Annotated in this window: 17 protein-coding genes, 1 pseudogene and 1 CRISPR repeat array; of the genes and pseudogenes, 6 read left to right on the forward strand and 12 right to left on the reverse strand. The window is 40.2% G+C overall.

Annotation, left to right across the window (positions count from 1 at the left end):
* Nucleotides 1-6: 6 nt before the first annotated feature.
* The 9 genes from hypD to VB732_RS02590 all read right to left on the reverse strand — a co-directional run bounded on the left by hypD (nt 7) and on the right by VB732_RS02590 (nt 8,417).
* Nucleotides 7-1,185 (reverse strand): hydrogenase formation protein HypD, encoded by a 1,179-nt coding sequence (gene hypD, locus VB732_RS02550; RefSeq protein ID WP_323229241.1) that lies wholly within the window; start codon nt 1,183-1,185, stop codon nt 7-9.
* A 245-nt stretch (nt 1,186-1,430) separates the two neighbouring features.
* The gene (locus VB732_RS02555; protein ID WP_323229242.1) at nt 1,431-1,706 is read right to left on the reverse strand and encodes a HypC/HybG/HupF family hydrogenase formation chaperone; all 276 of its coding nucleotides are present in this window, start codon (nt 1,704-1,706) and stop codon (nt 1,431-1,433) included.
* A gap of 82 nt (nt 1,707-1,788) precedes the next feature.
* Nucleotides 1,789-4,134, reverse strand: coding sequence for a carbamoyltransferase HypF (gene hypF, locus VB732_RS02560; protein WP_323229243.1), 2,346 nt, complete (start codon nt 4,132-4,134; stop codon nt 1,789-1,791).
* A gap of 20 nt (nt 4,135-4,154) precedes the next feature.
* On the reverse strand, nt 4,155-5,369 hold the full coding sequence (locus tag VB732_RS02565) for a hypothetical protein (protein ID WP_323229244.1): 1,215 nt from the start codon (nt 5,367-5,369) through the stop codon (nt 4,155-4,157).
* 142 nt (nt 5,370-5,511) lie between these two features.
* The gene (locus VB732_RS02570) at nt 5,512-5,754 is read right to left on the reverse strand and encodes a hypothetical protein (RefSeq protein WP_323229245.1); all 243 of its coding nucleotides are present in this window, start codon (nt 5,752-5,754) and stop codon (nt 5,512-5,514) included.
* Between the two features lie 239 nt (nt 5,755-5,993).
* A complete protein-coding gene (locus tag VB732_RS02575) occupies nt 5,994-6,839 on the reverse strand; it encodes a NifU family protein (protein WP_323229247.1) in 846 nt (281 codons plus the stop codon).
* A gap of 56 nt (nt 6,840-6,895) precedes the next feature.
* On the reverse strand, nt 6,896-7,120 hold the full coding sequence (locus tag VB732_RS02580) for a hypothetical protein (protein WP_100900555.1): 225 nt from the start codon (nt 7,118-7,120) through the stop codon (nt 6,896-6,898).
* 7 nt (nt 7,121-7,127) lie between these two features.
* A complete protein-coding gene (locus VB732_RS02585; protein WP_323229249.1) occupies nt 7,128-7,394 on the reverse strand; it encodes a hypothetical protein in 267 nt (88 codons plus the stop codon).
* Nucleotides 7,395-7,448: 54 nt separating this feature from the next.
* Nucleotides 7,449-8,417, reverse strand: a complete 969-nt coding sequence (locus VB732_RS02590) for a hypothetical protein (protein ID WP_323229251.1) — start codon at nt 8,415-8,417, stop codon at nt 7,449-7,451.
* Nucleotides 8,418-8,884: 467 nt separating this feature from the next.
* On the opposite strand from VB732_RS02590, the gene VB732_RS02595 reads away from it, so the two are divergent.
* The 3 genes from VB732_RS02595 to VB732_RS02605 all read left to right on the forward strand — a co-directional run bounded on the left by VB732_RS02595 (nt 8,885) and on the right by VB732_RS02605 (nt 12,962).
* Nucleotides 8,885-9,700: an Rpn family recombination-promoting nuclease/putative transposase gene (locus VB732_RS02595; protein ID WP_323229252.1), complete on the forward strand. Its 816-nt coding sequence runs from the start codon at nt 8,885-8,887 to the stop codon at nt 9,698-9,700.
* 511 nt (nt 9,701-10,211) lie between these two features.
* Entirely contained in the window at nt 10,212-11,174 is a 963-nt protein-coding gene (locus VB732_RS02600) for a hydrogenase small subunit (RefSeq protein WP_323229253.1), read from the forward strand.
* A 192-nt stretch (nt 11,175-11,366) separates the two neighbouring features.
* Nucleotides 11,367-12,962, forward strand: coding sequence for a nickel-dependent hydrogenase large subunit (locus VB732_RS02605; RefSeq protein ID WP_323229254.1), 1,596 nt, complete (start codon nt 11,367-11,369; stop codon nt 12,960-12,962).
* A gap of 175 nt (nt 12,963-13,137) precedes the next feature.
* Here VB732_RS02605 and VB732_RS02610 read toward each other — a convergent pair.
* Nucleotides 13,138-13,352 (reverse strand): annotated as a pseudogene (locus VB732_RS02610) (transposase); the annotation flags it as partial.
* 454 nt (nt 13,353-13,806) lie between these two features.
* Here VB732_RS02610 and VB732_RS02615 point away from each other — a divergent pair.
* A complete protein-coding gene (locus tag VB732_RS02615) occupies nt 13,807-14,346 on the forward strand; it encodes a DUF4126 domain-containing protein (RefSeq protein WP_323229255.1) in 540 nt (179 codons plus the stop codon).
* Between the two features lie 125 nt (nt 14,347-14,471).
* On the opposite strand, the gene hemH is transcribed toward VB732_RS02615, so the two are convergent.
* Nucleotides 14,472-15,638: a ferrochelatase gene (gene hemH / locus VB732_RS02620; protein WP_323229257.1), complete on the reverse strand. Its 1,167-nt coding sequence runs from the start codon at nt 15,636-15,638 to the stop codon at nt 14,472-14,474.
* A gap of 94 nt (nt 15,639-15,732) precedes the next feature.
* Here hemH and VB732_RS02625 point away from each other — a divergent pair, with 94 nt between their 5' ends.
* Nucleotides 15,733-16,356, forward strand: a complete 624-nt coding sequence (locus VB732_RS02625; protein ID WP_323229258.1) for a class I SAM-dependent methyltransferase — start codon at nt 15,733-15,735, stop codon at nt 16,354-16,356.
* Nucleotides 16,357-16,460: 104 nt separating this feature from the next.
* Entirely contained in the window at nt 16,461-17,003 is a 543-nt protein-coding gene (locus tag VB732_RS35920; protein WP_416235723.1) for a DUF29 family protein, read from the forward strand.
* A 61-nt stretch (nt 17,004-17,064) separates the two neighbouring features.
* Nucleotides 17,065-18,834: a CRISPR direct-repeat array (repeat unit 37 nt; unit sequence GTTTCAATCCCTGATAGGGATTTTGATAAATTGCAAT).
* 268 nt (nt 18,835-19,102) lie between these two features.
* On the opposite strand, the gene cas2 is transcribed toward VB732_RS35920, so the two are convergent.
* Nucleotides 19,103-19,390 carry a CRISPR-associated endonuclease Cas2 gene (cas2, locus tag VB732_RS02635; protein ID WP_323229259.1) on the reverse strand — a complete coding sequence of 96 codons (288 nt, stop codon included), beginning with the start codon at nt 19,388-19,390 and terminating at the stop codon, nt 19,103-19,105.
* Nucleotides 19,391-19,414: the final 24 nt, after the last annotated feature.

Genomic DNA, 19,414 nt, shown 5'->3' on the forward strand with positions numbered 1-19,414 from the left:
GAGTCTTTAGTCTGAGGTGAAGCCGCAGGCGGGGAGAGGTTCTTGAGTTATTTTTGGTTTTTGGGTGATTGTTCTTTTGGCAATGGTCGAGAGTCGTCCATATTTGTAATAGGCTGCACAAGCGCCTTCGGAAGATACCATGCAAGTACCAATGGGGGTTTCTGGGGTGCAGGCTGTACCGAATACTTTACACTCCCAAGGTTTTAAGACTCCTTTGAGGATTTCTCCACATTTACAAGCTTTATGGTCGGCTACTTTGAGGTTAGGAATGATAAATTTAAGTTCGGCATCAAATTGGGCATATTCAGGTTGAATTTTTAATCCTGAATAGGGGATGTCACCTAAGCCGCGCCAATCAAAACTATCTCGGATGGCGAAAACTTTATTTATGGCTTGTAGGGCTACTGTATTTCCGCTTTTTTGGACAATTCGGTTATATTGGTTTTCGACTTCACAACGATTTTCTACTAGCTGTTGCAATAGCATCCAAATTGATTGGAGAATATCTAAGGGTTCAAATCCTGAAACAACTATTGGCTTATTATATTGTTGGGAAATAAATTCATAAGGGTCTGTGCCAATTACCATGCTGACATGGCCTGGCCCAACAAATCCATCTAGTTGTAAGTCGGGATTATCTAATAGTGCTTTCAGGGCGGGAATCACGAGAACGTGATTGGAAAACATACTAAAGTTATGAATTTTTTCGGCTGCGGCTTGCAGGATGGTGAAGGCGGTGCTGGGGGCTGTGGTTTCAAAGCCTAATGCGAAGAAGACTACTTCTTTGTCAGGGTTATCTCTGGCAATTTGCAGGCTATCTAAGGGAGAGTACACCATACGGATGTCTGCACCTTGTGCCCTGGCTTGCAGCAAAGTAGTTTTGGAACCGGGAACTCGCATTGCGTCGCCAAAGGTGGCAAAAATGACGTTATGATTTTGGGAGATTGCGATCGCATCATCTAATCTCCCTTTTGGCATAACGCATACTGGACAACCAGGGCCATGAATTAGTTCGATGGTTTGGGGTAATATTTCTTCGATACCATATTTAAATATGGAATGGGTATGTCCGCCGCATACTTCCATGATTTTGATGGGTTTTTCTAGCTGGTGGCATAATTTGGCGATTTCGCGGAGTATGGCTTCTGCTTTTTCCGGTTCGCGGAATTCGTCAACATATTTCATAAGGATTTAGGAATAGTTAATTTCGCTTTTGTGGTAGGGAATTTTTTTACGAACCGCCAAGACGCCAAGAACGCCAAGGAAGAAAGAGGTGAGTTTTAAACCCTTTCTTTACGTGAGACAAGAAAAGTCTATTATTTAATACCATTTTTTTGTAAAGCTGCGCTAAATCTCTTAATTTCTTATTTCTTGGCGTACTTGGCGCTCTTGGCGGTTCGTTCTTTATTTCTTGCACTATAGGCGCATTTTCATACAGAATTGGTACAAGTATTAATTCCTGCTTGTGCTGCTGCTAATTCTTGAAAAAGTTGTAATGTTTCTGCTGCTTCTTGTTCGTTAATTCGATTCATTGCAAAGCCAACATGAACTAATACCCAATCACCAATACAGGCTCCGGGAGGATGTTGTTCATCAACGATACAAGCAATATTTACTTCGCGCTTAACACCACCAATGTTAACTAGTGCTAATTTATGGTTAACGTTGGTAATTTCTATAATTTGTCCGGGGATTCCTAAACACATTTTTTTATTCTTTAAGATAAACTAACCGCAGAGGCGCGGAGAACACAGAGAAAATTACTTGTGACAGAAAGCTTGTAAAATATCAAGACTCATGTATTAATTGCGCGGCTGCAATAACTGCTTGTCCTAAAGATAAGCCGCCGTCATTAGCTGGAACTAAGCTATGAGTGAGTACTTTTATTCCCAATGTTTCTAATCGTTTGGTAACTTGCTGTAACAATATACAATTTTGAAATACTCCTCCGGTTAAAGCTACCTGATTAATCAGATTTTCTTGGTAAAGATGCTTAACCATTTCCACGATGGCATTAGCTAAACCTTTATGAAATTTGGCAGCAATAACTGGTTGTGGAATCTGCTGCTGCAAGTCATTAAGTAAGGCTTGCCACATTGGACGCTGGTCTATATAGTAAATACTATCTGAAATGCTAAAGTTAAAAGGATAAATTAGCGTTTCTTTATCATTATTTAAGCTGCTAACATCTACTATAGCTTCCATTGCGATCGCAGCTTGTCCTTCATAGCTACATTCTTCAGGGCAAATACCGATAGCCGCCGCTACTGCATCGAACAATCGCCCCACTGAAGAAGCTGGAGGAGAGTTAATTTTTTTCTCTATAAGTTGATTGAGTAGTTTTAGCGGTTTTTTATTCAGAAATTTTACGATTTCTAAATCAGCGTACTGTTGTTGGCAATCATCCCAAAGTTGAGCAGATATTAATTGGGCATAAGTATTACGCCAAGGCTGATAAATTGCTTGTTCACCACCAATCATTGCCACTGGTTTAAATGTTGCTAGTCGCTGAAATTGGCGATAATCTGCTAAAAGAAATTCTCCGCCCCAGAGCGTACCATCATCACCGTAGCCTAATCCATCTAAAGCAATACCTAATACTGGAGAAGAATTTAAAGGAATTCTATTTTCTGCCATGCAAGCAGCAACATGAGCATGATGATGTTGGATTTGATGAATTGGAATTTGATTTGTATCTGCCAGTTTTTTACCAAGTTTGCTTGAGAGATATTCTGGATGTTTATCAATGACAATTACTTCTGGTTTATGTTTAAATAAATCTAAGTATAAATTTAAAGTCTCTTGATAGGCATTGAAAGCCGCAGCATTTTCTAAATCTCCCAAATGTTGAGAGATAATTGCTTCTCCTTCACGTAATAAGCAAAAGGTATTTTTTAACTCACTACCCATCGCTAAAATTTGCGGTACATTATGAAGTCCCGGTGGTAAGCTAATAGATGCTGGTGCATATCCTCTAGCACGGCGAATTGTTTGAATTTTATCACCGATAACTCTCACCACTGAATCATCTACTCGATTAATAATCTCTCGATTGTGAAAAAGAAAGTAATCAGCGATTGTCCCTAATTTATCTTTTGCTTCGTCGTTATCAATACATTGTGGTTCATCTGCAAGATTACCACTTGTTAAAACAATTGGGCGATTCATCCGCCGGAGAATTAAATGATGTAAAGGCGTATAAGGTAGCATGAAACCAAGGGTATTTTGCCCCAATGCTATCGATGGTGCTACTTTTTTACCTGTCGCTTGTAGCAAAACAATTGGTGCAGCAGAACTTGTCAATAATTCTTTTTCTTTGGCGTTGACTGTGCAATATTCTTCAATTACCTTAATATCTCGCGCCATTAAAGCAAAAGGTTTATGATAGCGCTTTTTACGCTGACGCAGTTTTTGTACAACGGTTTCCTGAGTCGCATCACAAGCTAAATGAATACCACTTAGCCCTTTAATTGCGACAATCTCGCCTTTTTGCAACAAGGTACAAACGGCATCCACATCATCTAGCATAGAAAACATGGAAGCAGTAACCGATTTACCATCAGCACGTTCTAACCAAGCTGTGGGGCCGCAAGCATGACAAGCTACAGGTTGGGCGTGAAAACGGCGGTTTTCAACATCATTGTATTCCTTTGCACATTCGGGACATATAGCAAACGCAGACATACTGGTATTGCTTCTGTCGTAAGGAATGGCACGAATAATACTCAGGCGAGGGCCGCAATAAGTACAGTTAGTAAAGGGGTAACGATAAAAGCGGCTAAAAGGGTCGAATATTTCTTGTTGACATTGTGGACAAGTGGCTGCATCAGGGGTAATTTCTGTTTTAATGGCATTACTAATACTAGTAGAAATCACAAAGTTATCAAATTTTAAGTCACCTTCATAAGGAGTTCTTGCTAATTGATTAATTCTTGCCAATGGTGGACATTCTGTTTGCAATCTGGCAATAAATTTGGTTATTGCTTCCTCACTACCGGATACCCGAATTAATACACCTTCACCATCATTACAAACATCTCCACCCAAACCGCAGGCTTTAGCAAGACGATATACAGTAGGACGAAACCCTACTCCTTGAACTGTGCCGCGAACTCTAATTTCTTCAGTCGCCATACAAATCTTACTTTTAAAAATTACGAATTATTAAACTGCCATAGCAATATTCGGTTATTTCCAGAATCAGCAATTACTGCCGTATTGCCACAAAGTTTTATGCCATAACACCAATTTAAGCTATCTCGTTTTGGCAATCCAAAATTACGATTTTCACCTTTGTTTTGAAAATTTATTTGTCCTGCTAACCCATCTGCCATTACACCTTGCAGTGATAAAATTGATTCTGGCTTTCTCCATCCTAACAAACGAGAATTAGCAGTATCTGCCACTACTAACCAATCTCCAGCCACTGCTACACCATAAGGCATACTTAAACTACTAGCACTAGGATAATAAACTCCTTGATTCATTTCCACAAAATCAAAGCTTTTTTGTCCTAAAACTACTGCACAAGGAGTATTATTTTCTGTAGGCATTCCCTGCCAAATCATTACTCGGTGATTACCTGCATCGCTGACAACCAAATTCTCTCCCCAAAAGGCGATGTCGTGACACCAACGCATACTCGCTGCGTTTGGAGAATCACCGCCGTTTTCATTACGAGATATCATATCCGGTTGTCCCAAAACTAAATCAGCAGGTTGACCATTTTCTGTTGGTAACTGATGCCAAATTAATAGTCTTCGATTACCAGTGTCAGCAATGAATAGCCGTCCTTGATGATAGTAAACACCATAAGGCCAGTGCATTGTACTAGCAGATGCTTGCTGATTTCCTCGATTTGGTTCATTATCAGTAAAATTAACTTGCCCTAACACCAAATCTGCTGGAACATTGCTATCTTCTGGTAAGTTTTTCCAAATTAAAACCCGATGATTCCAAGCATCTGCTACAGCTAACCCTTCGCCGCAAGCACAAATCCCTGTTGGTACACTTAAAGTTGCCCTTCCCGGTGTATTTTTAGCATTTTGTCCTTCATGGTAAAAATCAGGTTGTCCAATTACCCAATCAGCCTCTTGACTATCTCTTGTAGGTAAATTTTGCCATCCTAATAATCGATGATGTCCAGTATCTGATACCCATAAAGGGCCAGTTTCTGATAACAAACAAGCACCACGAGGCCCAAACATTGTTGTGGCATTAGGTGCTACAGGTATAACTAATTGTTCTGGTTCAATAATATTGCCTAAAATTACCTCTGCACCTTGAGGTAATAGAGGTAAATATTGAGAAACTTCTGTTCCTTCTAGCGGTAATTGTGATATGGGATTAATTATAATTGGGATATCCATAAACCGCAGTTAGACGCTAATAATTATTTAAAAACATTAATCTTGATTAGCGTGTAACAACAGTAACAGTTTTGCATTATGCTTCTTTCAAATTCAGTTCAAACTTTTAATCAACTTCGGTATTAATCAATTCTAAAAAAATCTAGCTAACCTTAGTAACTTTTGCTACATGGCGAATCTTTTGCATGAGTGCGCGATGTACTGAAATGAGTAAGCGAACTGGGGTTTGAGAAAGTAAAAGCTGATTTTGCTTACGGAAAACACCAAAATGAGTAAGTAAAAGCTGCTTTTGCTTACGGAAAACACCAAAATGAATAAGTGAAAGCTGCTTTTGAGAAAGTAAAAGCTGATTTTGCTTGCGGAAAACACCAAAATGAGTAAGCAAACAGGGGTTTGAATAAGTCAAATGACCTTTTGAGAAAGTAATATGCCTCTTTACTTTCTCAAAACACTAAAATCAATACCTAAATTACACAAATGAGAATTAATTTAAAGATATTGAGGAAGCATTCAGACATTTGGCTTGCACAAAATACTAAAAGCAATGCGCGAACTACTGAAATGAAAAAGCAAAGTAGCTGTGATTGACTAATCGTCAAGTATATTTGCCGTGTTACCTTTGCATCATTTTTGCAGTTTCACAAAAACCTTATCGCCTTTAATCTTGACTGGATACGACTGAAGCGAAATATCAGGTGCAGTTAAGCATTCACCTGTCTCTAATTTGTACTGGAATCCGTGAGAAGGGCAGGTAATAATACCATTTTCAACTTTACCCTTTTCTAAGGGAGATCCTAAATGAGCGCAACCATTACGATAGCATTTTACTGTAGCACCTTGGCGATGTAAAATTAGTGAAGTACCAGCAAGTTGTACTACCACTACGCTAAATTCAGGAACTTCATCAAGGGTCGCTACTTTCATCCAAGTACAAGTTATTTTTGCAGAAAACGGACTGATTAAACTAGAATGAGCGTTATTAACAGTAGAACTGTTATTGACTGCCACTACTTTGGTAATTTCGGGACAATGGTTTTTTATTGCCTGTTCTATTCCCTGAGATAAAGTTAAAGTAGAAGTCGGACAACTGCTGCAAGTTCCGATTAATTTAACTTCTACTGTATCTGGTGGTTTAATTGCCACTAATTCTACATCACCGTTATGGCTTTTTAAAGCTGGGCGAACTTCTTCAAGTGCTATCTGAATGCGTTGTGAAAGCGGAGGTTTTGGTGGTTTGACTAATTCATGATAAAGTAGCACTGCATAGACTACTTCATCTGCAACTGCATGGCGCAAAGCTGGCATTGATTCTTCTTTCAGGCTTTTAATCAAATTAGTAAATGCAGCCTTATGCAAAGCTTCAATTGCTCTTTTTAAACCTACTGCTACACACCGTTGGCTTTCATCCCACTCGGATATAATTGCCTCAAAACGGTTAATTTCTTGAACCAATTCTTCCAGGTTTGTCATTTGTCATTTGTCATTTGTCATTGGACATTAGGCATTGGTTATTCATCAATGACAAATCACTTCATTTTGAAGTCTTTGAGGAGGAATGGCATAATCATGCCCGTTACTAAGCTAGATAATATTATTGGTAGGTAGAAGGGAATCGGGGCTTGTGCGAGTAACACGAGCAGTAAGAAACCTACAGCAATACCAATAGTAGTTTGCTTGACAAAATACACTGGGTCGCGTAGTAGTTTTCCTTTAAAAAATAACTTAGCAGAAAACCAACCTATCTCTAACATTTTTCTCCTAATAATTTGCCAAGAAATTTAAGGCGGCAAGCCCTAAGAGGATGGCGGGAATTACACCCGCAGGGGCAAATAATGCTCCAAGCATTGCTGAAAACTGATAGCCTATATCCTTTCCAGCTAATAGCATTCCACCAATTGCACCGCCAACCATAGATAAGGCTGCTGCTATGATTAGCCACACTAATTCTGTTGCTATGTTCAGCTCGCCATCTGCTAAACTAGTGAGAAAATTTATCAGATTTGGCGTTGTTAAAATATCTCTCATGCTGTTTTTTTGCTCATTGTTAAAGTGATAGGAATTAAATGAGGCTCATAACTCCTAACCCTTCATTTCTGCTTCTACATCTTGTAGTGCTTGAACTACCACCTCTGCTTGTTCAATTTGTTGATATTCCGTAAATACTTTTAAAGCAGCTTGATAGTAAGCACGCGCTTGCAAAAGATTTTTAGGATTACCAGCTTCCGGTTTTTCTGGGTCGTCTGGTAAATTGAATAGGGCGTTGGCTTTGTTTGAAATTGTGTTAGCGTACTCTAAAGGTGTATCTTTGAGATTACGCACTTTTAACGCTTCGTCATAAGCTGCGATCGCTCTTAAGTTATTCTCCACAGGATGGGAACTCACTAGATATTGCAAAGCGTTGCCTAAGTTGTTTTGCAACATCGCATATTCTCTAGGATGGTCAATCAAATTAATGTGCTTTAGTGCCACCTCAAATGATTGCACAGCTAACCCTTGACGCAAGTATTCCCGTTCTGATGCTAGGGGCATAGAAAGGTAAGCGATCGCAATATTGTTATACAAAATCGCGTATTCTTGGGGGTAATCCTCCCAAGTAAACACCCGCAACGCCTCATGATAAGCCTGGATGCTGTCGGTTATCCGCGCCAAATTGAATGGCACAAGCGACTGCAACACCAGCCCAAAATTCATTTGCGTCTCTGCCACTTCCTCTGGCGTTGCTAATTGTTGTAAAATCGGTAATGCCTCTTCATAACCGACTTTAGCTTGCATCAACAGTTGGTAATCAGCATCCGGTATTGCCTGTAACGTCCCCGCCATACCCACCTGGGCCCTGGCTTTTAATAGGGGATACTCCTCACCACACATTTCATAGGCCCGGTAATATAACCCAACTGCATTTCGCAAGTCTTGGGCAGCTTTGGGCTTTTTTTGAAAACCCTGTGCTATCTCAATCAGCATCTGGATTTTTTCTTCTGCTGAGGCTGACTCTGAAGCAACAGCTGCTACCGCAGCCTTCACTGCTGAATCTGTAATGCTGGGGGTCATAACTCTGCCGTACTCTAGCCAATTGGGAATTGAGTCTGTTAACACCCATGAACGAACGAGACACGTTTACGCATTTCATCACGGGCCATACTGATTTACGCAGGCTTCGAGTCCTTTAGGCGGAATTCCCCTTTTTTATCTGAGACTAGGGCTAATGATTAAGGACTAGGGAAATCGATCCCATGTCCAATATCCAATACCCCATGCCGAATCAATTTGTTTACTATAAAACACCCTATTTCTAAAATTCTAGGGGGTAATTGCTAATATTAATGTCAGCTTTAAACACCTAATATTTTGAAAACACTTTTTGTATCATCACTCGACACAATCCGAATATTATTTATTGAATTGTTGACATACATATATGCACTATCTTACCAGTTAATTTTTGTATACTCAAAAGATTTGTCACGGGATCGTCGAAGTGTAAAATATATTCATCAACGACTGTAAAACAAGCTACCTTGAAAACAGACAGTATCTTCTATCGGATCTTTCAGAGTATTCCTACTACTTTCTTTGAACTGATTAACCAACCGCCCCAACTAGCTAATGTTTACCAATTTTCTTCAGTAGAAGTCAAACAACTGGCGTTTAGAATCGATGGTGTTTTTCTCCCAAATACGCCAGACTTACCGATTTATTTTGCTGAAGTGCAATTTCAACCAGACAAAAAATTCTACTCACGCTTATTTACTGAAATCTTTAACTATCTCGACAAAACTGAATTAACCAACAATTGGCGTGGTGTTGTCATCTTCCCCAACCGCAGCGTTGATACTGGAGATACCGAAAGATATACAGAATTACTCAACTCCCAACGAGTAACTCGCGTCTATCTTGACGAATTAAGCTCAATTGAAACATCATCAATCGGTATAGAGACAGTTAAACTCATCATTGAACCCGAATCAACTGCGACAACAAGAGCTATAGAGATAGTCAACAGTGCCCGACAGCAAATTCCAGATGTCGCTACTATTAGGGAAATTATACAATTGATAGAGACGATATTAATCTATAAGTTGCCACGATTGACCCAGGAGGAGATAGGAAAAATGTTTGGATTAAATGACTTAAGGCAAACTAGATTTTACCAAGATGTTTTTGAAGAGGGTAAACAAGAAGGCAAACAAGAAGGTAAACAAGAAGGTAGGCAAGAAGGTAAGTTAGAAACGATACCCCAGTTACTAAGGTTGGGTTTGAGTATTGAACAGATAGCTCAAGCGTTAGGTTTGGACGAACAAATTGTTAGGCAAGCTGCACAACCAAAATCTTAAAACAACTTATATATAGCTGACGGGGTGCAAAGTGTTGTACCCCAAGATTTTACTGAATTTGAATCGGTTATTGCATTAAAATCTAACTGCTTCAAATACTTATCCTTTTGCACAAATTAACAGTTTATATAGTAATCCTAAATTAGTTGTGAAAATCGAGAGACTAAGATCCCCGACTTCTTTGAGAAGTCGGGGATCTTATTGTTCATAACAGAGCTATAACCAAAATAAATTCAGTACGTAAAGGTTATTTAATGTCATGATGTCAAAAAAAAGCTAATATTTTTACTATTCTTTATTTGTTAAATATGTTACAGATACAATAGAGATAATCATTTAAAATGAGCTTGATAAAAACTCAGTTATTGTTAATGATTAATTCTTTTTTAATGAAAGTGAATTAGACAAAAAATATCTTAAAATTAAAAAATAAATATTGATAAACAGGTGAGACTTTACAAGCATTATCACCTACATCATGCATGGTAAACAATAGAAAAATACCTAGCCGATGACTAACGTACTATGGCTACAAGGTGGTGCTTGTTCAGGCAACACCATGTCATTTCTCAATGCCGAAGAACCGACAGTCTGCGATTTAATTGCCGACTTTGGCATCAATTTACTTTGGCATCCTTCCTTGGGATTGGAACTAGGTAACAACTTACAAAAGCTGCTGCGGGATTGTATTTCTGGCACAATTCCTTTAGATATCTTGGTATTTGAAGGCAGCGTTGTTAACGCCCCCAACGGCACTGGTGAATGGAATCGGTTTGCCGATCGCGCCATGAAAGATTGGTTAGCAGACCTCGCCAAAGTCGCTAAATTTATTGTAGCCGTGGGAGATTGTGCCACATGGGGAGGAATTCCTGCCATGTCACCCAACCCCAGCGAATCGGAAGGTTTACAATTTCTCAAACGTCAAGAAGGCGGCTTTTTAGGGAAAGACTTTGTGTCTCAAGCCGGATTACCTGTAATTAATATACCTGGATGTCCCGCCCATCCCGACTGGATTACGCAGATATTAGTTGCGATCGCTACTGGACGCATAGCAGACATTGCTTTCGATGAACTTAATCGTCCTCAAACCTTCTTCAACACCTATACCCAAACAGGTTGTACCCGCAACGTCCACTTTGCCTACAAAGCATCAACCGCCGAATTTGGTCAGCGCAAAGGCTGCCTATTTTATGACTTGGGTTGTCGTGGCCCCATGACTCATTCCTCCTGCAACCGCATCTTATGGAACCGCGTCTCATCCAAAACTCGCGCCGGAATGCCTTGTTTAGGTTGCACAGAACCAGAATTTCCCTTCTTTGACCTCAAACCAGGAACCGTATTTAAAACCCAAACAGTAATGGGAGTTCCCAAAGAATTACCGCCAGGAGTCAACAAAAAAGACTACGCCTTACTCACAATGGTTGCAAAAGATGCAGCGCCACCTTGGGCAGAAGAAGACTTTTTTACAGTTTAGTCATTGGTCATTGGTCATTAGTCATTTGTCCTTTGTGATTTGACCAATGACTATAATTTTTCATACTCCCCTCTACCCTTCAACGAAAAATCAAGTATTTCGACCATTTTACAGGGAGGCGAGTGAATAATTACCAATGATAAATGACTAATGACAAAGGACAAATGACAAATAACAAAGGACAAATGACAAATGACAATTCAATCATTAGACATTTCGCCCGTTGGTAGAGTTGAAGGCGATTTAGATGTCCGAGTCGATATTGAACACGGAAGAGTAGTCAACGCCTGGACACACGCGGAACTATTTCGCGGATTTGAAGTTATCCTACGCGGTAAAGACCCCCAAGCCGGATTAATAGTTACACCTCGCATTTGCGGTATTTGCGGCGGTTCTCACTTAACTTGTGCATCTTGGGCATTAGATACAGCTTGGGAAACAGAAGTTCCTCGCAATGCAATTTTGGCGAGAAATCTCGGTCAAATTGTCGAGACAATTCAAAGCATCCCCCGCTATTTTTATGGTTTGTTTGCTATTGACTTAACAAATAGAAAATACCGCAATAGTCGCTTTTATGAGGAAGCTGTTAAACGCTTTGCCGCCTTCACTGGCAAATCTTACGAACTAGGCATAACAATTTCCGCTAAACCCGTAGAAATTTATGCACTCTTAGGCGGACAATGGCCACATTCTAGCTACATGGTTCCCGGTGGCGTGATGTGCGCCCCAACCTTAACAGACATTACCCGCGCTTGGGCGATTCTCGAATATTTCCGCACTAATTGGTTAGAACCAGTGTGGTTAGGTTGTTCATTAGAACGCTATGAACAAATCCAAACTTATGATGACTTTAGAGACTGGTTGGATGAAGACCGAAATCATCGAGATTCCGACTTAGGTTTTTATTGGCGCATGGGTTTAGATATCGGTCTAGATAGATATGGCGCTGGTGTTGGTAAATATGTGACTTGGGGATATTTAGCCCATGAAGATAAATACCAAAAGCCGACTATCGAAGGGCGAAATGCGGCAATGATCATGAAAAGTGGAGTGTACGACAGCTTCGCAGACACTCACGTTTTAATGGATCAGTCATTTACCCGCGAGAATACAACTCACTCTTGGTACGATGAGGGGACAGAGGATATTCACCCTAGCGATCGCACCACTAAACCCACTGCAATCAATACAAAGGACTTCGATAACGCCTATTCTTGGTCGAGTGCAGTCCTGCACAAAGACTTCGGACGCTTGGAAACTGGCCCCTTAGCGCGTCAATTAGTCGCCGGTGGTAAACATGGCGAATCTTGGCAACACTACGACGGATTTATCCTAGATGTATTCAAAGAGATGGGTGGTGCTAGTATTCATGTGCGTCAGCTAGCACGAGTTCACGAACTTGTCAAGTTATATCGGCAAGCTGAACATTGTTTGCGCGAATTCAAATTAAACGACCCTTGGTATATCAAACCCACAGAAAAAGATGGACGCGGTTGGGGTGCAACCGAAGCAGCACGCGGTTCTTTATCTCACTGGGTGGAAGTGGAGGGTGGTAAGATTAAAAATTACCAAGTGATTGCCCCAGGTACTTGGAATATCGGCCCTCGTGACGGTGAAGGAATCCGCGGCCCCATTGAAGAAGCTTTAATTGGGACACCCATTTACGATTCTAGCGATCCAGTGGAAGTTGGTCATGTGGCGCGATCGTTTGATTCATGTTTGGTGTGTACAGTCCACGCCCACGATGCGAAGACTGGTGAAGAGTTAGCGCGTTTTCGGACTGCTTAAAGGATGCTACTTTCTAATAGCTAGGACTTACGCAATAACTCTCTGAAACCTTATTCCTTTGCGTCCTTTGCGTCCTTTGCGGTTCGTTTTTTCATGATTTTGCGTAAGTCCTGATAGCTAATGGCTAATTATTTATTCAGTTAGTCATTAGCTGTGTTTTTTACTATGTTAAACAAGTGCTTTTGATGTGGGCATTACGGATATTTGATGGCTGAAAATATGGTAAATTCCAAAAATCATACGCTGCACTTGTCGCTGCTATGTCTCCCCAAGCTTGAGGTACGCTACTAGCTGGGCTGCCAAATCTTTCACAATACGTACAAGGCGCTTGTTTCTTCTCGTATCCCCTAAGTCTGCTTGTTGCAATTCTGACTCTGCCCATTTTTGCATGATGCACCATCACCCACAACTATACTTTCTCTCACAACTATATCCATCAACCGTTTTGGTCTAAATTTTAAGTATTTTGTCTGTTTGTTAAGAAATATCTGGGTAATAGATAGCCTTCACAAGGGGAGGGGTGATTCAAGGATTTTTGCAAGAGGTCTATTGCTAGGGTTTTAACTCTATGCCTTTTGAGGAGGTAAAAAATCATGCAAAATTTGTGTAGTCATTGCGAGCGGAGTGAAGCAATCGCCTGGGATTGCTTCGCTCCGCTCGCAATGACAAAAGAGATATTTTTGACTCTCACAAAAATAGCATGAACCGAAAATCACTAAATTTCATCAAAGTCAACATCCTAGTCTATTGCTGAATACCGGATGTTTAATGCTGGAATTATTCTTAGCACTGGGTAGTATACATAACAAATACTTACTTATTTGTTAGTCCTACGAGTACCTTAATGATTGAAATCCTAGCCACACTTTCTGCCTCTGCCGCAGCAGGAATGAGAATAGGCATACCTTTGCTAATTATTGGACTATTGCAGGGTAGTAACTTATGGTCACAAGTTCCAATTTTATCTCACATTTCCCCACCACTATTGTTAGGCTGCCTCACCTTTTGGTCTTTAGTTGAACTATTAGCCTCAAAAAAGCTATGGGGACAAAGATTGTTACAACTGGTTCAGTTATTCATGTCTCCCATCGTGGGGGCAATTATGGGTTTAGCAGTCGCTAATGCAACAGCAACACCACACTGGTTGATTGCCTGTATTGGGGGTTCATTAGCTTTGGTACTTCAGCTAGTTCAAGTTGGTTGGTTCTATCGCTTACGTGGCTTACCCTTGTGGGCGGTCTTTCTTCAAGATACCTTGTGCATTGCTCTAGTACTTTTTGCCTTTGATGCTCCCTGGCAAGGAGGATTAATTGCTTTAATACTGCTTTGGTTTGCAGTTCGTAGCGCCAAGCAGTGGTATGACTGGTATCACAGAAGGGGATAGGGCAGGGGGCAGGGGGCAGGGGGCAGGGGGACAAGGGGACAAGAGGTGAGAACTTGAAACAAATACTTTCCCCTTGTCCCCAATTTTCCTTGTCCCCAAGTCCTCTTCCCAACTCCCAATTCCCTTTATTGCAAAAGCCCAATCATGTGCAAGAAGCCGTGACCGGTAATCAACTCGATAATTAAGGCGATAAAGCCTAGCATAGCAATTCGACCATTCCAGACTTCAGCGCTAGTAGTTAGACCCCATTCCCAACGCTCTTGGGGGTACATTTTCACCATTTTTTTCATTTGGGCTGCTTGCGAAAGCTTGAAGCTGGGGTTTTTCAGCGCATCAATTACTAAGTCTGCAAGTGCATTAATAAATACTGGATGGGTATTAGGCGCAGGAACGCGGCGGAAGTTGTGAATTCCTGATTCTTCTGCTACTTCTCGATACTCAATATCAATTTCTTGCAGTGTCTCAATATGCTCTGAGACAAAACTGATTGGCACGACAACCAAATCTTTAACGCCTTGTGCGCCTAATTCTTTGAGCGCATCTTCAGTATAAGGTTGCAACCATTCTACTGGGCCGACACGACTTTGATAAGCTAAGGTGTGAACATTGGGACGATTGAGGGTCTGCATAATCAGAGCAGTACATTCCTCAATTTCTTGCTGGTAAGGGTCGCCAGCCTCTTCAACATAGCTTTTCGGAACGCCGTGAGCGCTGAAGAATATATGAACCTCGTCTGGATTAGGAAACTGCTCAAGTTCTTGGGCTATGAGTTGGGCCATTGATTGGAGGTAGCCCGGTTGTTTGTACCAAGAAGGAATAACGGTATATTCAATGGGCTGAAGTTTTGGGTCTTCTTGCCAAAGCTTATCTAAAAGCCGGAAGCTGGAACCACTAGTACTGATAGAAAACTGGGGATATAGTGGTAATATTACCAGGTGTTCTATATTGTCTTGCGTGATCTGTGCGATCGCTTCTTCTGTATAAGGATGCCAATAACGCATTCCCACGTAGATATTGGCTTCTTGTCCTAAATGACCCAGTTGTTCTTTTAAAGCTTGACCTTGCGCTTCTGTGATCCGCCGCAGTGGGGAACCACCACCGATTTGCTTATAATTTTCTTGAGATGTTCTGGTTCGCCGCGAGGCAATAAACCAGGCTAAGGGCTTTTGCAACCAGCGAAACGGTAGGCGAATAATTTCTGGATCGGAAAATAGGTTATACAAAAACGGCCCGACATCTTCTAGCTTATCAGGGCCACCGAGATTGAGTAATAAGACGCCTACACGACCCATAGCTGTTACTTTCCCCCAATCTTTTCAGATTTTTTACTAATGTTAACAATATATCTTTATTAAATAATAAAGCTTAATAGCAAGGAAATATGCAATGGCAACAATTTTAAGGGATTGGAGTTACCGCTATCAGTGGTTTTATGATGGTATCTCTCGTTTAGCAGCCTTAAGTTTAGGTGGTGAAGCGCGTTTTCGGCAACTTGCTTTGCAAGGCTTAACAATTCACTCAGATAGTCAGGTTTTGGATTTATGTTGCGGTAGTGGTCAAACAACACAATTTTTAGTAAAATTTTCACAAAATGTAACAGGATTGGATGCCTCACCTAAGTCTTTGGAACGGGCGCGGCTAAATGTCCCTGAAGCGTCTTATGTTGAATCTTTTGCTGAGGAGATGCCATTTGCAGATAATCTGTTTGATGTGGTGCATATCAGCGTTGCATTACATGAGATGCAGCCTCAGCAATTACGAAAAATTATTAATGAAGTTTATCGGGTGTTGAAGCCAGGAGGGGTGTTTACACTGGTAGATTTTCACGCTCCAACAAATCCGATATTTTGGCCTGGAATCTCACTATTTTTGTTCTTGTTTGAGACGGAAACAGCTTGGAAATTGTTGAAAACTGATTTGGCTGGATTGTTAAGTGAAGTTGGGTTTAATGTGAGTGAGCCAACTTTATACGCAGGTGGCAGTTTGCAAGTGATACAGGCTAACAAGTGAAGCATACTGCTTAAATAAAAGCAGGTATTTTACCTGCTCTATCCATCAAAGATGAGTAATTGTTATATTCAAATTAGCATGATTAAATTTTGAGGTTAATAAACATGACACAGGAATTAATAGACCTCAGAACTTGTATTCAGGAAGGACGTTACACAGATGCCTTGGCAATTGTTGATGAATTAGAAGGCATGAGTAAACAAGCTATTTTGCGGAATATCCAAGCTTATTTAAGGATTCTGCTGATTCATTTGATTAAGAACCAAGTAGAACAACGATTAACTGGTTCATGGGCTAATTCTATTCGTAATTCTATCCGAGAAATTAAAAAGCTGAATCTTAAAGATAATAAAACATCTTACTATATTAATTTAGATGAATGGGAGAATTTGATAGAAGAAGAAATTATTGAAGATGCGATGCCTGCGGCGGGCTACGCCAACGCAGATGCTAGTGAAGAAGTGATGAGTGGGGCATATAATCAATTCCAACTGGCTGAAATGGTAGACAAAAACCAGATAAATCAGACTGCTTTGAAGTTTTTAGCACTAACTTATTCTTATTCAGCTAAAGAGTTAGCCTTATCTGTGGCTGAAACTTTAACTCAGCTAATCGGTGGAGAAGATTGGAAAGCAGGTAGGCGGTAAAAAAATTGATAGATTGCAATTTGCAATGCGTCCGCGCCAAGTGGTCATTCTGGGGTAGTTTGTTTCAATCCCTAATAGGGATTTTGATGAATTGCAATTTCACTCAATTAAAGAACGCTTTACAATATGCTAATGTTTCAATCCCTAATAGGGATTTTGATAAATTGCAATTCTGCTGCTACTCCTGTGGATTGAGTTACCGTAGCTTCGTTTCAATCCCTGATAGGGATTTTGATAAATTGCAATTCTGCCATCCGAACGAGCATATCAACAGCTTCTGGATTGTTTCAATCCCTGATAGGGATTTTGATAAATTGCAATACTCAAGTCGTAAGCATGAAGATAATCGGTCGGATGTTTCAATCCCTGATAGGGATTTTGATAAATTGCAATCTAATTTTGATGCTGCTAACTATGAGGGGCCACCAGTGTTTCAATCCCTGATAGGGATTTTGATAAATTGCAATTTTCATGAATTCTGCCAGTGTGTTGGTCATAATTTTGTTTCAATCCCTGATAGGGATTTTGATAAATTGCAATCATTTGCTTGCAGATAATCCCAATCGTCTGCGGTGTTTCAATCCCTGATAGGGATTTTGATAAATTGCAATCCAACAGTTTAGGGATTGCTATTGTCTCTCGCGTTTCAATCCCTGATAGGGATTTTGATAAATTGCAATTTCTTGATCCAGATGATGCGATCGCTTATAAAAAGTTTCAATCCCTGATAGGGATTTTGATAAATTGCAATTTCCAGGATACAATTAATCATAGAGAAGATGTTTCAATCCCTGATAGGGATTTTGATAAATTGCAATTGTTTAACTTTTGCATGGTACTTATTTAGATCGGGGTTTCAATCCCTGATAGGGATTTTGATAAATTGCAATTTGTATTGATAACTTGTCCTGTTACATCTGCGTCAGTTTCAATCCCTGATAGGGATTTTGATAAATTGCAATCTGTTGCTTCAATACGCGGGACTAAATCTCTTTCAACATAAGTTCTGTTTCAATCCCTGATAGGGATTTTGATAAATTGCAATGGGCTATGATTTGCGATTGCTAGTAAAGTCAAAGTTTCAATCCCTGATAGGGATTTTGATAAATTGCAATTGCGCCGAAATCTCAGCCGCGTACCTCGAAGGAAGTTTCAATCCCTGATAGGGATTTTGATAAATTGCAATACACTTAAATGAGCATCCAAAGAAGTGGCTAATTGTTTCAATCCCTGATAGGGATTTTGATAAATTGCAATTCTTTCTTTGCCCACTCGTAAGCTGCTTTGATTTGTGTTTCAATCCCTGATAGGGATTTTGATAAATTGCAATCATCCAGGCAATTAATTCTGTAATAGAATTTATTTGTTTCAATCCCTGATAGGGATTTTGATAAATTGCAATCATGAGAATTTAAACCAGAACTGAGGAGCTAAAGGTTTCAATCCCTGATAGGGATTTTGATAAATTGCAATCATAAATTCCCCTTAGCATCAATCTATATAAACAAGTTTCAATCCCTGATAGGGATTTTGATAAATTGCAATCTTGAGCGCCAAAAAGATTATGCGGTTTCCATTGGTTTCAATCCCTGATAGGGATTTTGATAAATTGCAATTTATAGCTCCCGCAGTTGCAGTACTTGGAACTGGGGGTTTCAATCCCTGATAGGGATTTTGATAAATTGCAATTTGGTGGTAAAAATTGTATAGGTAAAGAAGCTTGGTTTCAATCCCTGATAGGGATTTTGATAAATTGCAATTCTTAGCAGCCATTCCTCAGATTTGGCAATATTTGTTTCAATCCCTGATAGGGATTTTGATAAATTGCAATAGCAGGAGCCTGAAACCCAAGCTGTATTTAGTTTTCAAGGTGCAGTTTCGCGGTTCAAGGGCAATCATAGCATTAGAGAATTCGTTTGGAAAGAGCGCTAGGAAAATTTAAAGGCTGAAATCGTGTTTTGATAAGCATTTCAGAGATTGCGCGGATGAGGATTAGGCGACTAAGAGGTTGAAAGCCTTGCTGGAGTTGGGATAGAAGCACTTTTTTCTAGCTGTGAAATTTGTACACCTACCCCTCCGCGCATTTGAGATGCAGGAACCTAGCCTGAAGGAGATTCAGCAAAGAAAATTGTTTCGTTTCGTGGCTGTTCTCCGCCAATGCGTTCGACTTTTCGCTGACAACAGCCACAGAGAAAATAAAAACGCACACTATCGGTATCGGGTTTAATCAATTTAGATAAACGCGATCGCAGTTTAGCATACTGAGTGAGAGTGATATCGCACTCGAACACACTCAGTTGCATCCATTGTCCGTAAGACTTAAGAATCGAATGGATTTTAGTCCGGCGTTTATCTTCTGGAATGTCGTAGCTGACAACAATATACATGAAGGGAATAGGGAATGGGGAATG

Source organism: Nostoc sp. UHCC 0252, from assembly GCF_034931145.1.
In the GTDB taxonomy this organism is placed as follows: domain Bacteria; phylum Cyanobacteriota; class Cyanobacteriia; order Cyanobacteriales; family Nostocaceae; genus Nostoc.

What these genes read in the sequence shown, in the direction of transcription:
- hypD (WP_323229241.1), bottom strand. Translation starts at nt 1,185, where the DNA reads ATGAAATATGTTGACGAATTCCGCGAACCGGAAAAAGCAGAAGCCATA.
- VB732_RS02555 (WP_323229242.1), bottom strand. Translation starts at nt 1,706, where the DNA reads ATGTGTTTAGGAATCCCCGGACAAATTATAGAAATTACCAACGTTAAC.
- hypF (WP_323229243.1), bottom strand. Translation starts at nt 4,134, where the DNA reads ATGGCGACTGAAGAAATTAGAGTTCGCGGCACAGTTCAAGGAGTAGGG.
- VB732_RS02565 (WP_323229244.1), bottom strand. Translation starts at nt 5,369, where the DNA reads ATGGATATCCCAATTATAATTAATCCCATATCACAATTACCGCTAGAA.
- VB732_RS02575 (WP_323229247.1), bottom strand. Translation starts at nt 6,839, where the DNA reads ATGACAAACCTGGAAGAATTGGTTCAAGAAATTAACCGTTTTGAGGCA.
- VB732_RS02580 (WP_100900555.1), bottom strand. Translation starts at nt 7,120, where the DNA reads ATGTTAGAGATAGGTTGGTTTTCTGCTAAGTTATTTTTTAAAGGAAAA.
- VB732_RS02585 (WP_323229249.1), bottom strand. Translation starts at nt 7,394, where the DNA reads ATGAGAGATATTTTAACAACGCCAAATCTGATAAATTTTCTCACTAGT.
- VB732_RS02590 (WP_323229251.1), bottom strand. Translation starts at nt 8,417, where the DNA reads ATGACCCCCAGCATTACAGATTCAGCAGTGAAGGCTGCGGTAGCAGCT.
- VB732_RS02600 (WP_323229253.1), top strand. Translation starts at nt 10,212, where the DNA reads ATGACTAACGTACTATGGCTACAAGGTGGTGCTTGTTCAGGCAACACC.
- VB732_RS02605 (WP_323229254.1), top strand. Translation starts at nt 11,367, where the DNA reads ATGACAATTCAATCATTAGACATTTCGCCCGTTGGTAGAGTTGAAGGC.
- VB732_RS02615 (WP_323229255.1), top strand. Translation starts at nt 13,807, where the DNA reads ATGATTGAAATCCTAGCCACACTTTCTGCCTCTGCCGCAGCAGGAATG.
- hemH (WP_323229257.1), bottom strand. Translation starts at nt 15,638, where the DNA reads ATGGGTCGTGTAGGCGTCTTATTACTCAATCTCGGTGGCCCTGATAAG.
- VB732_RS02625 (WP_323229258.1), top strand. Translation starts at nt 15,733, where the DNA reads ATGGCAACAATTTTAAGGGATTGGAGTTACCGCTATCAGTGGTTTTAT.
- VB732_RS35920 (WP_416235723.1), top strand. Translation starts at nt 16,461, where the DNA reads ATGACACAGGAATTAATAGACCTCAGAACTTGTATTCAGGAAGGACGT.
- cas2 (WP_323229259.1), bottom strand. Translation starts at nt 19,390, where the DNA reads ATGTATATTGTTGTCAGCTACGACATTCCAGAAGATAAACGCCGGACT.